Annotated in this window: 15 protein-coding genes; 7 read left to right on the forward strand and 8 right to left on the reverse strand. The window is 58.8% G+C overall.

Translation table 11 applies throughout. The features are described 5' to 3' along the window. Positions 1-361: 361 nt before the first annotated feature. Entirely contained in the window at positions 362-1,174 is an 813-nt protein-coding gene (locus AC5JJ6_RS22220) for a helix-turn-helix domain-containing protein (protein ID WP_496044155.1), read from the forward strand. A gap of 111 nt (positions 1,175-1,285) precedes the next feature. Here AC5JJ6_RS22220 and AC5JJ6_RS22225 read toward each other — a convergent pair whose 3' ends face one another. Next, on the reverse strand, positions 1,286-2,407 hold the full coding sequence (locus tag AC5JJ6_RS22225) for a porin (protein WP_496044156.1): 1,122 nt from the start codon (positions 2,405-2,407) through the stop codon (positions 1,286-1,288). 400 nt (positions 2,408-2,807) lie between these two features. On the opposite strand from AC5JJ6_RS22225, the gene AC5JJ6_RS22230 reads away from it, so the two are divergent. Then, positions 2,808-3,377: a recombinase family protein gene (locus AC5JJ6_RS22230; protein ID WP_496044157.1), complete on the forward strand. Its 570-nt coding sequence runs from the start codon at positions 2,808-2,810 to the stop codon at positions 3,375-3,377. A gap of 779 nt (positions 3,378-4,156) precedes the next feature. On the opposite strand, the gene AC5JJ6_RS22235 is transcribed toward AC5JJ6_RS22230, so the two are convergent. From AC5JJ6_RS22235 to AC5JJ6_RS22255, 5 genes are all read right to left on the reverse strand, one after another. Next, positions 4,157-4,666 (reverse strand): zinc-binding metallopeptidase family protein, encoded by a 510-nt coding sequence (locus AC5JJ6_RS22235; RefSeq protein ID WP_496044169.1) that lies wholly within the window; start codon positions 4,664-4,666, stop codon positions 4,157-4,159. 193 nt (positions 4,667-4,859) lie between these two features. After that, positions 4,860-5,606 (reverse strand): Crp/Fnr family transcriptional regulator, encoded by a 747-nt coding sequence (locus AC5JJ6_RS22240; protein ID WP_496044158.1) that lies wholly within the window; start codon positions 5,604-5,606, stop codon positions 4,860-4,862. Positions 5,607-5,758: 152 nt separating this feature from the next. Further along, positions 5,759-5,941: a hypothetical protein gene (locus AC5JJ6_RS22245; RefSeq protein ID WP_496044159.1), complete on the reverse strand. Its 183-nt coding sequence runs from the start codon at positions 5,939-5,941 to the stop codon at positions 5,759-5,761. A gap of 188 nt (positions 5,942-6,129) precedes the next feature. Then, the gene (locus tag AC5JJ6_RS22250) at positions 6,130-6,588 is read right to left on the reverse strand and encodes a hypothetical protein (RefSeq protein ID WP_496044160.1); all 459 of its coding nucleotides are present in this window, start codon (positions 6,586-6,588) and stop codon (positions 6,130-6,132) included. Between the two features lie 209 nt (positions 6,589-6,797). Then, the gene (locus AC5JJ6_RS22255; protein WP_496044161.1) at positions 6,798-7,073 is read right to left on the reverse strand and encodes a hypothetical protein; all 276 of its coding nucleotides are present in this window, start codon (positions 7,071-7,073) and stop codon (positions 6,798-6,800) included. Positions 7,074-7,463: 390 nt separating this feature from the next. Here AC5JJ6_RS22255 and AC5JJ6_RS22260 point away from each other — a divergent pair, with 390 nt between their 5' ends. Beyond that, positions 7,464-7,778: a hypothetical protein gene (locus tag AC5JJ6_RS22260; protein WP_496044162.1), complete on the forward strand. Its 315-nt coding sequence runs from the start codon at positions 7,464-7,466 to the stop codon at positions 7,776-7,778. A 178-nt stretch (positions 7,779-7,956) separates the two neighbouring features. Continuing rightward, positions 7,957-8,907 (forward strand): sensor histidine kinase, encoded by a 951-nt coding sequence (locus tag AC5JJ6_RS22265; RefSeq protein ID WP_496044163.1) that lies wholly within the window; start codon positions 7,957-7,959, stop codon positions 8,905-8,907. Between the two features lie 52 nt (positions 8,908-8,959). On the opposite strand, the gene AC5JJ6_RS22270 is transcribed toward AC5JJ6_RS22265, so the two are convergent. Continuing rightward, entirely contained in the window at positions 8,960-9,322 is a 363-nt protein-coding gene (locus tag AC5JJ6_RS22270; RefSeq protein ID WP_496044164.1) for an ArsR/SmtB family transcription factor, read from the reverse strand. 121 nt (positions 9,323-9,443) lie between these two features. After that, the gene (locus AC5JJ6_RS22275) at positions 9,444-9,875 is read right to left on the reverse strand and encodes a hypothetical protein (RefSeq protein WP_496044165.1); all 432 of its coding nucleotides are present in this window, start codon (positions 9,873-9,875) and stop codon (positions 9,444-9,446) included. Positions 9,876-10,222: 347 nt separating this feature from the next. Here AC5JJ6_RS22275 and AC5JJ6_RS22280 point away from each other — a divergent pair, with 347 nt between their 5' ends. The 3 genes from AC5JJ6_RS22280 to AC5JJ6_RS22290 all read left to right on the forward strand — a co-directional run. Beyond that, positions 10,223-10,864, forward strand: a complete 642-nt coding sequence (locus tag AC5JJ6_RS22280) for an NADH-quinone oxidoreductase subunit C (protein WP_496044166.1) — start codon at positions 10,223-10,225, stop codon at positions 10,862-10,864. After that, a complete protein-coding gene (locus AC5JJ6_RS22285) occupies positions 10,864-12,072 on the forward strand; it encodes an NADH-quinone oxidoreductase subunit D (RefSeq protein ID WP_496044167.1) in 1,209 nt (402 codons plus the stop codon). Before AC5JJ6_RS22280 ends, AC5JJ6_RS22285 begins: the two co-directional genes overlap by 1 nt. Positions 12,073-12,200: 128 nt before the next feature. Next, positions 12,201-12,405: hypothetical protein (locus tag AC5JJ6_RS22290; protein ID WP_496044168.1), on the forward strand; the 205-nt coding region annotated here is incomplete at its 3' end.

The following is a 12,405-nucleotide window of genomic DNA, read 5'->3' on the forward strand; positions in this document are numbered from 1 at the left end:
CGATGCTGATGTAGCCGTCTTGCAAGGCATTGAATTCGCAAGGTACGAAATAGCTCGAATCAAGAGCACTCTCGGCGCACTTACCAGTTTCTGAGCTCATGTACAATCTGTGGGCGTGGGTGTCTATGTTCTCACCAGTAACCTGTCGAACACTGAAACTGATGATTTTCCATTATTGCCTGTGAGCCAATCGAATACCCACTTGCGGACCAGCCTTCTGAGCGAGATCCAGCATACCAACTACAATAGATACTGGTTTCGACTTCTCACGCCATGCGTATATACGGAGATGATAAAGATGAATCCAATACTCGCAACCACGCAGCTATGCAGTCGAAAAGCGTGAGGCAAACTTAGTATCATGACGAATAACTTCACCTTATCACCCGCACTCGTGCGCGAAATCGGTTATCTGTTGAATGGTAATCGACACAATAGTTGGGCTGAACGCGCAGCTAATTATCTTGGCGTTTCGCCACGAACCGTTGAAGCGTGGGCAAGAGGTGAGCGGGAATGTGAAGGGCCACCAGCATTACTCATGGCGCATATGGCGAGAATGGTTACTCAAGGAACCTACTTGGACGTTTCTATTGATGAAATTGAGCAGATTGTCGAGAGCCACGCAAGAAAACCGCCAATTGATCTTGCCCTTTCAGAAACGCGGCGAGGCATCAGATCCGTTATAAAGTTGCATTCAAGTATTCAGAAAGTCGCGCGGGATGTGGCAGTAAATAGATCAGCCCTATCCCGTTGGCTTTCAGGAGAGAACGCGTTAGGTATCGACTCAGTGTCTAAGGTCTTAGATCATGTCGGTCTGAATCGTCATGCAGACGGTAACTATGAAAAGACGTGGAGAGTGCGCGTCGATTGGAACTCGCTCGATGAAATCAATCTAGACATTCGAGAAGCGATCAAACTTTTTTTTCCTGCTCCTCCAGAGTGCCTATTGCAGCAAATAGGCAAGCCAGCTGGGAGATCTGCGAGTATCAGAGCAAGTTTGTCGTGTCGAAAAACAACACTTACCATCGAGATCGATATGCCCATCAAATTTGCTCATCACGAACAGGGGTTGAACTGGCTAGTATCTACATTTGACTGGGCCAACTTATTGGAGATCTACTGTCCTCTTGATGTTAAAAGCCAACTTGATGAGGTCAACAGCTTAGAAGACTGAATGCTGTCCAAAGGGGACTGTAGCTGGCCAAAAGGGCTGTAATCGTAAAAAAGGGGCAGCGATAAACACTGCCCCTCTTTCGTCGACAATAGCGATTTACAACGTGGGATGTTAGAAGTTCAGACGAGTGCTGACGACCGCAACATAGCCCTCATTGTCGGCCCTGAAGCCACTGGTAGTGTTAACAACCGTTTCGTCGACAAACATCAGGTCAGCTTGAAGGACAAGGCCTGGGGCAACAGTGTAAGCAACACCACCACCATAGGTCTTATAGTCCTCCGCATAGGTAACGAAGTCACTCTTGGCACCTTCAGCATCGGCATAGGTCACACCGACAGCGAATGGACCAGCCGTGTAGCTGGCACCGACGTGCCAAGCGGTCGCGTCGCCGGCTTCGGTGTTCCGGCGAGCACCGAAGTCGTCGCCATCGATGTAGCCGCCACCGAACTTGAAGCCGGCATACCCGAGCTGAGCACCAGCCTGCCAAGCGAAGAAGTCCTCAAGCTGGGTCGCAGCTGCGAACGGAGGGAACTGACGGTCTTCGCCGCTACCCATGGAGCCTGTGGCGCCAGCGGCGACCGAGAAGCCGGCGAAGGTGCCGGTGTAGTTCGCACCGAATTCCCAGAAGTCCTTGTAGGAGGGCGTCGTGGTCTTCAGAGCAATAACACTCTGGGCTTCGCTCTGGTTCTGGGTGGCATAGCTGACGCCAGCCTGGATACCAGCGAACCGCGGGGTCAGGTACATGATCTTGGTCGCGTCACCCGAGTCAGGGGCTTTGACGAGGCCAAAGAACGGTTGAGCACCGAACAAAGTACCGCCAGCGTTAGCGCTCATGAAGTCGTAAGCGTCGCCGTCAATCTGCTCGATGCCGACCAGCGGGGCGTAGATGGCCAAGGTGTCGGCGGCGCCATCGAAGTCACCGAGTTCGATTCGGCCCCAGGTGCCGGACAGATAGACCGAAGCCTCATCTGTGGTGACCCCAGATGTTTGACCATTCTGCAATTCGATCTTAGCACCGTAGAGCAGACCATTGTCGGCCTTGCCGTCGGCGCGGACGACGACTTCCGTCTCCAACTGGAACTCACGGCTGGTGCGGCCGGGAACATCGTCGTCATAGTAGGCACCGAAGAACTCGGTATAGCCACCAAGGGAGACGGTGATCTGCGCCTGAGCGGACTGCGCGTACAGAGCAGCGGCTGCGATCGCGGTGGTCCCCAAAAGGATCTTTTTCATTTAAGCTACCCCTATCGAGTATTCATTCAACCGACGCAGCCACGATCGTGTCGTCCCCGCTGTCGTCTTGGGGGTATAGATACCTGGAACAGCGTCGCTTGCAACAACATCCACCCTCATCTCATGGTCAAAGCCACACACAGTGACAATGATACAACACATACCCTCAGGGAAGTAGCTGCTTTCTAGAGCGCATGCAGGTGGCGATGTAGCAGCAGCAAGAAAGGAAATTTTGTTGGGCAATCTTAGGGCTTGCACTTTTTAGGTATACCCTTGCGAGACAAGGGCCATGAGACACTTACCCCAGCATTCATGAGTCTCATTTGGGTTGACGTTCGATTTCAAGACATGCAAAGCTCAGGCTCTAGACCCAAATGAGACATATCCGGGGGGAACGAGCATGACTGTCTACGGCTACGCCAGAGTAAGCACCATTGACCAAGACCTGTCTATCCAGACCACGGCGCTGAAAGCGGCTGGGTGTGAAATGGTGCGGTCGGAGAAGGTTAGCGGCACCAGTCGCCAAGGGCGAGCCGAGTTGGATATCCTGCTTCAGTTCCTTCAGCCTGGAGACGTGCTGGTAGTGACCAGGGTTGACCGCCTAGCCCGCAGCATCGGCGACCTTCAGGACATCGTTCGGGAACTGAAGGCCAAGGGCGTAAGTCTGAAAGCGACTGAGCAACCTATCGATACCAGCACGGCGGCAGGCAAGGCGTTCCTCGATATGCTGGGCGTGTTCGCGGAGTTCGAAACGAACTTGCGCAAGGAGCGTCAGTTGGAGGGGATTGCCAAAGCCAAGGCTGAAGGCGTCTACCAAGGCAGGAAGCCGAGCATTGACTCGGCACAGGTGCGTGCGCTGAAGGCCAACGGACTGGGTGCCGGCGAGATCGCTAAGCGCCTAGGAATTGGACGAGCCAGCGTATACCGCATCCTTGATTCCACGGAAGCCCGCCAAGAGGCCGCAGAGTAGCCTCTGGTTCTGGCAAGGGGTGAAGTAGCGGGAAGCCGACAGGACTCACCCTACATGCCTTCCAGAGTCATAGCGGGGCATCCCACCAAGGAAGGCACCATGATGCCGCTGGGCAAACGACTATCGAAATATCTAGCCTGATAGTAGCCCTAAACTGCCTGTGGTTGATCTGGCGGAGAAGGCTACATGGTAAAACAGTTCTGTCTTGACGCACCCCCCAGGCAGGGGCCAAGCCCCCCTCCCTCATGCGCCTATACGCAGTCGGTCAAGATTATCCTGTCGGCGCTGGAAACCACATAGCTAGGCTGTCGAACAGCGAAAGGTAGTTTGGTTGCCGCTGAACTATTAAATAAAAAAATTTTGTAAATAATCCAGCAACATACGCACCGAAGCGGTAAATCGTATACGCCGCTGCCCGTGCTGCCATATCGTGTAAATAGTTAACCATACCAAGCGCTTGGCTTCTGCTACGAAGGCTGCTACGATTTATCTGCTTGTTGGCTTCTCGTGCCTATGAATGCATGAGGATCAGCCCTTTGTGGATTGCGGCACGCCATCTCTTCGGGCGCGCCACTTTCCTCTTGTAAATCCAAGTATACGATACCGACGTCAGAGCCGCCCTTGGGCGGCTCCGGTCGTTTTGGGACCCACGGGGTATCGACCAGCGCGAAAACTCCGGCGTCCTCCGCGATCCTTCTCCACCCTGTCCGACGGACCGGGAACGGGACAATGATCGGGTTCGCAATGGCGATCATGAAGTCCGGTTCCCGATTGCAGGTTCAAGCTCGGTCTACCGGTTCGCCCAGCAGGTATTCGGCCAGGGTGCGGGCGCAGGCGTCGATGCCGTCCTGCAGAACCAACTCGTAGCCATGGGTGCTCTCGGTCGGAATGGCGATGCATCCGCTCCGTGCGGACGAGCCGGACCCCAGGACCGCGCTGGCATCGGAAGCGAACCCCGGCATCAGTGCTGGCTGGGGCTTGAGGCCGCACCGCTCGGCAGCGCGCAGCAAGCCATCCGATACCGACTTGGTGTAATAGCCCTTCTCATCCCCCGTCAGCACGATGGGGTCGGCGCTCAGGCTGGTGTCGTACTCGCCAGCAACCGGGCCGACCTCGACCGCAATGCTGATGGCGCCGGGAAGGGTCCGGGCGGCGTATTGCGCGCCTGCGTTCGTCTCCTCCTCCTTGGTCGTGAATACGAACAGCGCGTCGCGCCGGAGTTCGTGCCGGCGGGCCGCCGTCAGCATGGCCGCCTTCAAAGTCGCCACGACAGGGGCGCGGTCATCCAGGAAATGGGCGGCATGCCGGTGAAGAGGATCGGATCATGACGAAACAGGCATCACCCGAATACGCCCCCGAAACAAGCCCCCTGAAGTCCGCGAGCGCGCGGCGCGCAGGGTGTTCGAGCACGAGGAGGAGCAGGTTTTCCCGGGCAGGCTTTTCCAGTGGGCGGCGATCGGCTTTAACGGCCGATACTATTTCTCAGAACCGGCATTTCGGTTGCGCGCTTTTCATCGCATCATCCCCGAACAACTGTTTGAAATGCCGTTGAACAGTGCCGTAGCATTCGCACGCGGTAGCCTCCAGGCCTGAACGGTCGAGTATGGTCATCTGGCCGTTCCCATAGGAGATCATACCGGCCTGCTTCAGGGCGCCGGCAGTGACCGTCACGCCGGAACGGCGGACCCCTAGCATCATCGCCATGAACTCATGGGTCATCGGAAACTGATCGCCTTCGGCGCGATCGTGCGCCATGAGCATCCAGCGTGCCAGACGCTCCTCGAGCGAATGGTGACCGTTGCACACCGCGGTTTGCGAAACCTGCGTGTAAAGTGCCTGCATGTAGCGCAGCAGCAGACCGCGCAACGCTTCGCTCTCGCCGAAGGCCTGCTTCAAAGCTGCCGAGGTCATGCACAAGGCCGTACCTTGCATCTGAACGATCCCCCCGGCAGGCCCCCTGTCCACGCCGAGGACCAGCGGCATCCCGACCATACCCTCGGAACCGACAAGTCCGACCTCGATGGCTTCCCCGCCCTCCACATAAGCCAGATACGATACCATGCCCGTCTCGACGAAGTAGGCGGTCTCTATCGGCACGTCCGCCTCAAAGAGAACCTGCTTGAGAGACAGGTCGACGGACGTCAGGAAAGCTGCCAGATGGGTGAAGTCGGCGGATGGCAGAGACGCAAGGAGCCGGTTTTGGACGGCGGATCGTTCTATTTGAGACACTCGTGCCCCCTTCGGTTCAGCGGGAGCACTCGTCTCTCAGTCGCCCACAGCCGGAATCGTGCTGGGCGATACTCTTTAATTAAGTTTTTCTAATGTAAGAGCAAGGCCGCGGTCGGCAAATAAACGCAGCCCGCCGTCACATCAGTCTTTCGCTAAATTTTACTCGTATCGTTCATTTCATCGTGCGCGACATAGGACATAAGTTTCATCTCTGCCTCGGATCTTGTTCTTCGCGCTTCTTCGACCAGGCGACGGGACCGTTCGAAGACCTTTTCGGCCCGCTCCATCAGTGCTGCGAGCCGGGCGTTTCGAGCTTCAGGACCGAATTCCACCATCAGACTTTCTCCTTACTGATAGCGGGTATCTAGCAACGGTTAAGGTAGAATAGTCTGTACGCTTCCGAACATCATATCCAGATAATTAGGCAGTTGGAGAGCAAATGCGACGATTCCCGCCTTGAGCGGGCGATGCGAGAGTCCGCCCGTCTTGCCGCAGTGGCCGGACTCACCCTTGGCATCATCCGTCAGTGACGGCTGCTTAGAACGGGCAGTATCTCCGAAGGGTCGAACCCCGTATCGACCTCGGCCAGATGCGCGGGCGCTATGTCATAGGAAAAGGAGGCAAGACTTCCGCTCTCATCGGCCGAAACGCCGATCCATGCGCGACTGTCGAACTCGACGATCTCCAGAAAGAAGTCCTGCGCCGCCTGAGCGTCCGGAGGCCGATGGAACACGACCCACAAGGCAGCGAGGCAGAGGGTCCGGACATCCTTCCCGGCGGCAGCCGAACGCATCAGATCCGTCGCCAGCATTGCTGGCGCGGCAAAGCCCGGCGCTCGATCGATGTGGCCGTTTCCATGGAGGTCATGCGCCAGCCGGTCCATCTCGCTTCCCAGCAGGTGAACTGGAAGGTCGGCGGTAAACCATCGGCTGCCAAACTTGACACTGACGCGGACATGATCGTCCGGGATCGAGTGCTGCATGAAATCTAAACCTGACCGCGGCATGATCTGAAACCGGGTGATTGTGGAAGAGCTTCGGCGGATGCAGGAAGCGGACGCCCTCGCAGCCATCGTCCATCCGGCAAACCAGCCGACCGCCACGCGGCGTCATGAAGATCGCTCCAGGAACGACCCGCCACGCGAGATGGCAGGGAGTTCCAGGCGTCTGGAGTTTCCCGGAGCAAGAGGCGTCACAGGGCGACCTCCTCGACCAGCCTCCGATCGTCCGCAGCAAAAAAACTTGGTACGGGAACGAAGGATTTCCTGGAACTCCAGACCAGCTCGGCTTCCGATCCCCGTATCTTCAAGATGACTTCAATCGGTTTTTTAGGCTTGGCCAGCAGCTTGGCCGCGTCAACCGCATCGGCGATGGCGTCGTGCCTGCTTAGATAAGGACCATGCGATTCCGTCCCTTCATCGACATACCATTTCTCGACGCGGCAGGTTACGTAGAATTGCCTCAGCACACTTACCTCCTTCCGTCTTAGACGACAATGGCACGGCATGGCGCCGGCCTTCTTCAGGAGGACCTTCGGCGAGCGGACAACCCGTCTCCCCGGTGAACAGCCATCGGGACTCCCGACACTGACAGCCGTCAGATCCATCATACGGGGATCAACAACCCGACATCGAATCCATCACGTTTCTCTAATGAATAAATTTGGCTCGCAGGGCGATATTCCACGCCCCTCCATGGCGCGGGGCGTCGGAAAGAGTGTCGAAAACCCTCGATCGCCGGCGTTCATATGACTTTCGCCGCGGCACGACCTACACTTTTGCATCCAGCCGATCATCAGTACAGGGGGATGGATCTGCAATTCGGACTGTTACAAATGGTAACGATGGAGTGAGATTTCATGAAGAACCTGACAGCGCTTACCGCCGCCTTCATCATAACAGCGGCTTGTACACAGCAGACGGAAAGCCGGCAGAGCACCCTGGCGGCAGGGGGAGAGCCACCCAGCCGGTTCCAGTCGATCGGCTCCTGCGAGCCGACGGCGTGGGTCGGGCTTCAAAATGACGCCGAGCGGTTGCCGCCCGATCAGAAGCTACAGGTGAAGATGATGCTCGACAACGCGCAGAGTTACTATGCCGACGACAACCGCGGTCAATGCATCCTCGTTCTTCAGAATGCCGAGAGGATCGTGCGTCAATACAGTCGCCCATCCTGAACAATTCTGTATCCTGATCTTCGCAACGGCGCGCCGACATCTTAGGTTCGATATGGCCAATGACCAAACTTGTTCCGAATTCTCAGTCCATGGGCAGGAATACGAGCAACTCCAAGCCGCCCTGGAGACTGCCGACGGCGAAATCCAGGCGTTGGTCCAGGAGAACCGCCAACTTCAGATGGAAAAGTCCAAGGCGTTGGCCGAAAACGCACATCTTCGCCATCTGCTGGCCCAATCCCATGCCCGGCTGCTCGAAACCCAGGTTGCGGCCGCTAAATCCTCGGTCCGTCCGGTCACCGGCCTGGAGGGCGAACTCAGCATCGTCAACGAGGAGCTTCAGGTCTCCCTGGAGGAGCTGCAGATCACTGCGGAAGAACTTGAAGAAACCAACGCCGCGCTGATCCGGTCGAACACGATGCTTGAACAGCAGGTCGCCGAACGGACCCGGCACCTTGAACAGGCGCTTGCGGAACGGGACGAACTGCTGCGCTGCAAGGAAGATCTGTTTCACGAGATCGGACGTCGGGTACGGGACAGCTTGCAGGTCGTCATGAGCCTGGTCCGCGTCCAGGCCGGGAGGTCCGAAGATCCGCAGGTGCGGCAGGCTCTCCAGTCCATCGTCGCCCGTATCCACGCCGTGGCGCGGGTCCATGACCGGCTGTCTTCAGGCGACGGGTCGGGACGGGTGAGAATGGACCGGTATCTCGGCGAAATCTGCCAGCAGATCGCCGAGGCCCATGACGTCGGTCCGCCCCGGCACACGATCGAGGTCGAGGCGGAGTCCATCGAGCTGTCCGCCGACCTAGCCTTCCCCTTGGGCCTGATCGCTACCGAACTCATCGACAACGCCCTGCGCTATGCTTTCGACAGGTCGGGAACAGGGACGGTTTGGGTGCAGTTCGGATACCTGTCCGACGGTCGGATGAAACTCGTGGTCGCGGATGACGGCAAGGGGATCCCGAAAGGAGTTCAGTTTCCCAAGACGGTGGGGCTGGGTATGCATATCGTGGCGATGATGGTGCAACGGCTCCGCGCCGGTCTTTCCGCCGTCCATGTCCATGGCACATGCTTCACGCTGACGCTTGCGGAGAGCACGTCCCACACTATCGCCGGCGATCAGAACCGATAGCTGCCGGAAACCGATCAGTCCGATGGAAACCGCTCAGTCCGATGGAAACCGCTCAGTCCGACTGATCGGCCTCCACCGGGCTTTCGGCCGCCACGGAAGGACCGGTCGCAGCCGTACCCTGGTCCCTGCCATAGAGAAGGTGGAGCGTCATCAGGATGCTTCGGACCTCGTCGCCATCCAGCGCATAGAACGTCATCTGCCCGTCGCGCCGGAAACGGACCAGTTTGGTCTGACGCAACCGCGCAAGATGCTGCGATACGGCCGATTGGCTCAAGCCGACCAGAGCCTCCAGTTCGATGACCGAGCGCTCGCGTTCCGCCAGAAGCAGCAGGATACGCAGGCGCTGCGGATTTCCCATCGCGCGGAGCAGAGAGCTTGCCTGCTCGGTATGGAACTGCATGAAGTCCAAGTTCATTTACCGTAGCTAGAGTTGGGCGGTCGGACGGCAACACCCAGACCAATAAATGATTCGCGGAACGGCGTCACTCGATCGATCGGACGCCGTCCCGAAACCAGCCTGGATTCCGTCGGCCCCGTTACTTGTCGGGTCCCGCATCCTTCATGGGCGTATCGCCCACATTCCCCTTGCCGCCCGTTTCGGCGGGCATCGGCGTCATGGACCCATTGGTGCGGTGCTGCGGGTCGTCCCCTCCGTGAGGAACATTGCCTGTGCTCATGTGGCCGGCGGCGCGCAGGGTGCGATCCGCTTCCTCGGAGGCCTTGGAGCCCGCCGCGTTCGGCAATTCCGAAGCGGTCTTGTTCTTCGCCTTGTCGATGATGTCCGCCATGGGCGCACCATCGCCTTGCTGCCCGCCGGTGGCTCCCGCCGGGTCCGTCGTAGCCTGCTGGGTGACGCCGGCCGCGTTGCCGGGAAAGGCGCTGTTGGGGTCGATTCCGGCACTGTCCTGCCGCCCGCCGCTCGATTGCGAACCCTGGGTCCGGGTGTCGTTCTGGTTTTGGTTAGCCATCGGCTTCTCCTTCTTCCAATAGGTCCACGCGCATGCGCGCGGCGGAACCGTGCCTCGCCGCCGGCTTGCAGCGTCGGCGCCGGCTCCTTGGGGCGATAACCGGACTGGGAGAGCAAAAGCCCCTGCGATTAAGTGATAGGCCTTCTGACATTGGTGCTATGCCCCCGTCCGGAGCCGGCCGATCGTTCCCCGCCCCCTGCCCGAAGGTTTTCTACCTGAAGTTATAAACAACGATCCGCCGGCTGGCCTGTTTGCCTGGCCTGTCCGGTGTCCGCGCGGCATCACGGCTTTGCAGGCCGGCTCCATGGGTATCCATTCGGCAAGCTATTTCAGGGAAGAATCGGTCGATGAGCAATGAAGCGCTTCAGAAGCTGGGGGCACATATCGAAGCCAGCCTGCCGGGTACGGTCCGTTCGGTGGACATTCTCCTGAACGAGCTGGTCGTCAGGATTGAACGCGCCGAACTCGTCAGGGCAATGACCTTCCTGCGCGATGACATGATGTGCCAGTTCCAGCAGTTGATGGACATCACGGCGGCCGACTACCCTGAACGCGACGAGCGTTTCGACGTGGTCTACAATCTGCTCAGCCTGCGTCACAACCAGCGCATCCGGATCAAGCTGGGAACGGACGAGGACACGCCCGTACCGTCGGTCACCGGCGTCTACACGGTCGCCAACTGGTTCGAGCGGGAGATCTGGGATCTGTTCGGCGTGTTCTTCTCCGACCATCCGGACCTGCGCCGCATCCTGACCGACTACGGGTTCGAGGGGCATCCGATGCGGAAGGACTTTCCCCTGACCGGCTATGTCGAGATGCGCTACGACGACGAGCAGAAGCGGGTGGTCTACGAACCGGTGAAATTGCAGCAGGATTTCCGCTCGTTCGACTTCCTGTCGCCGTGGGAGGGCATGACCAACGTCATGCTGGCGGGCGACGAAAAGGCCGAAGCGCCGACGGGTGGCAACATGCCGGGGAGCAACAAGTAATGGCTGTCCAGACCGCGACCACCGCCGCCGACGATCCCGGCAAGATCAAAACCTACACCATGAACTTCGGGCCGCAGCACCCGGCTGCCCACGGCGTCCTGCGGCTCATCCTGGAGATGGACGGCGAAATCGTCGAACGGGCCGACCCCCATATCGGGCTGCTCCATCGCGGGACCGAGAAGTTCATGGAGTACAAGACCTATCTCCAGTCCATCCCGTACTTCGACAGGCTGGATTACGTTTCCCCGATGTGCATGGAGCACACATATGTGCTGGCCATCGAAAAGCTGCTGCGCATTCAGGCCCCACCGCGAGCCCAGTATATCCGGGTGATGTTCGCGGAAATCACCCGCATCCTGAACCATCTGCTGAACATCACGACCTACGCGCTCGATGTCGGTGCTATCACGCCGTCGCTCTGGGGATTCGAGCAGCGCGAGGAGCTGATGGGGTTCTACGAGCGCGTTTCGGGCGCCCGGCTGCATGCCAACTACTTCCGGCCCGGCGGCGTCAACCTGGACCTGCCGGCGGGTCTGGCCGAAGACATCTGGGCCTACACCGAACAGTTCCCCAAGTTCGTCGACGAGTTGGAGGATCTGCTGTCGGAGAACAGGATCTTCAAGCAGCGCACCGTGGACATCGGCATCGTCAGCGAAGCCCAGGCGCTCGACTGGGGCTTCACGGGGCCGTGCCTGCGCGCATCCAACGTCGCCTGGGACCTGCGCAAGGCCGAACCCTACGACGTCTACGAGAAGATGGATTTCGACATCCCGGTCGGACTGACCGGCGACTGCTATGCCCGGTATCTGGTCCGGATCGAGGAGATGAGGCAGAGTAATCGTATCATCCGGCAGTGCCTGGAGCAGATGCCGGATGGCCCGATCCGGATACAGGACCACAAGGTGTCGCCTCCGCGCCGGGGCGAGATGAAGCGGTCGATGGAAGCCCTGATCCACCACTTCAAGCTTTATACCGAAGGCTTTCACGTTCCCGCCGGCGAAACCTATACGGCGACGGAATCGCCCAAGGGCGAGTTCGGCGTTTTCCTGATCGCGGACGGCACGTACAAACCCTACCGCTGCAAGATCCGGGGCACGGGCTTCGCCCACCTTCAGGCGATGGACGCCATGGCCAAGGGTCACATGCTGGCGGATGCCGTCGCCATCATCGGTTCCATCGACGTCGTCTTCGGCGAGATCGACCGCTGAGCGCTTCCACCGGCGGAGGAGGACCGTCCGGCGGGAACATTGGGCCTGCGGGCAAGTTGTCTTGGCAAGGCCGGGCCGTGCCCCGGCGAAGCCATCGGGAACCGCTCGTTCAGGAGGCTCATCTTACCATGCACAGCCAACAGCAAGGGTGGACCGAACAACAGGATGCGCTCGCCGAGTTCGGCCAATTCGCATTGTCGTGCTTCGACCTGGATCTCATCCTCCAAAGGGCGTGCGAACTGGTCGCGCGTGGGCTTCAGACCCCGATCGCCAAGATCATGCAGACCATTCCCGGAAGCGACGAGCTGCTGATCCGTGCCGCCATCGGGTTGT

Source organism: Skermanella sp. (assembly GCF_059503625.1).

Excerpts from the sequence above, each read along its gene's own strand:
- AC5JJ6_RS22260 (WP_496044162.1), top strand. The coding sequence starts at position 7,464 with ATGAAGAACCTGACAGCGCTTACCGCCGCCTTCATCATAACAGCGGCT.
- AC5JJ6_RS22245 (WP_496044159.1), bottom strand. The coding sequence starts at position 5,941 with ATGGTGGAATTCGGTCCTGAAGCTCGAAACGCCCGGCTCGCAGCACTG.
- AC5JJ6_RS22250 (WP_496044160.1), bottom strand. The coding sequence starts at position 6,588 with ATGCAGCACTCGATCCCGGACGATCATGTCCGCGTCAGTGTCAAGTTT.
- AC5JJ6_RS22220 (WP_496044155.1), top strand. The coding sequence starts at position 362 with ATGACGAATAACTTCACCTTATCACCCGCACTCGTGCGCGAAATCGGT.
- AC5JJ6_RS22225 (WP_496044156.1), bottom strand. The coding sequence starts at position 2,407 with ATGAAAAAGATCCTTTTGGGGACCACCGCGATCGCAGCCGCTGCTCTG.
- AC5JJ6_RS22270 (WP_496044164.1), bottom strand. The coding sequence starts at position 9,322 with ATGAACTTGGACTTCATGCAGTTCCATACCGAGCAGGCAAGCTCTCTG.
- AC5JJ6_RS22285 (WP_496044167.1), top strand. The coding sequence starts at position 10,864 with ATGGCTGTCCAGACCGCGACCACCGCCGCCGACGATCCCGGCAAGATC.
- AC5JJ6_RS22265 (WP_496044163.1), top strand. The coding sequence starts at position 7,957 with ATGGAAAAGTCCAAGGCGTTGGCCGAAAACGCACATCTTCGCCATCTG.
- AC5JJ6_RS22280 (WP_496044166.1), top strand. The coding sequence starts at position 10,223 with ATGAGCAATGAAGCGCTTCAGAAGCTGGGGGCACATATCGAAGCCAGC.
- AC5JJ6_RS22230 (WP_496044157.1), top strand. The coding sequence starts at position 2,808 with ATGACTGTCTACGGCTACGCCAGAGTAAGCACCATTGACCAAGACCTG.
- AC5JJ6_RS22275 (WP_496044165.1), bottom strand. The coding sequence starts at position 9,875 with ATGGCTAACCAAAACCAGAACGACACCCGGACCCAGGGTTCGCAATCG.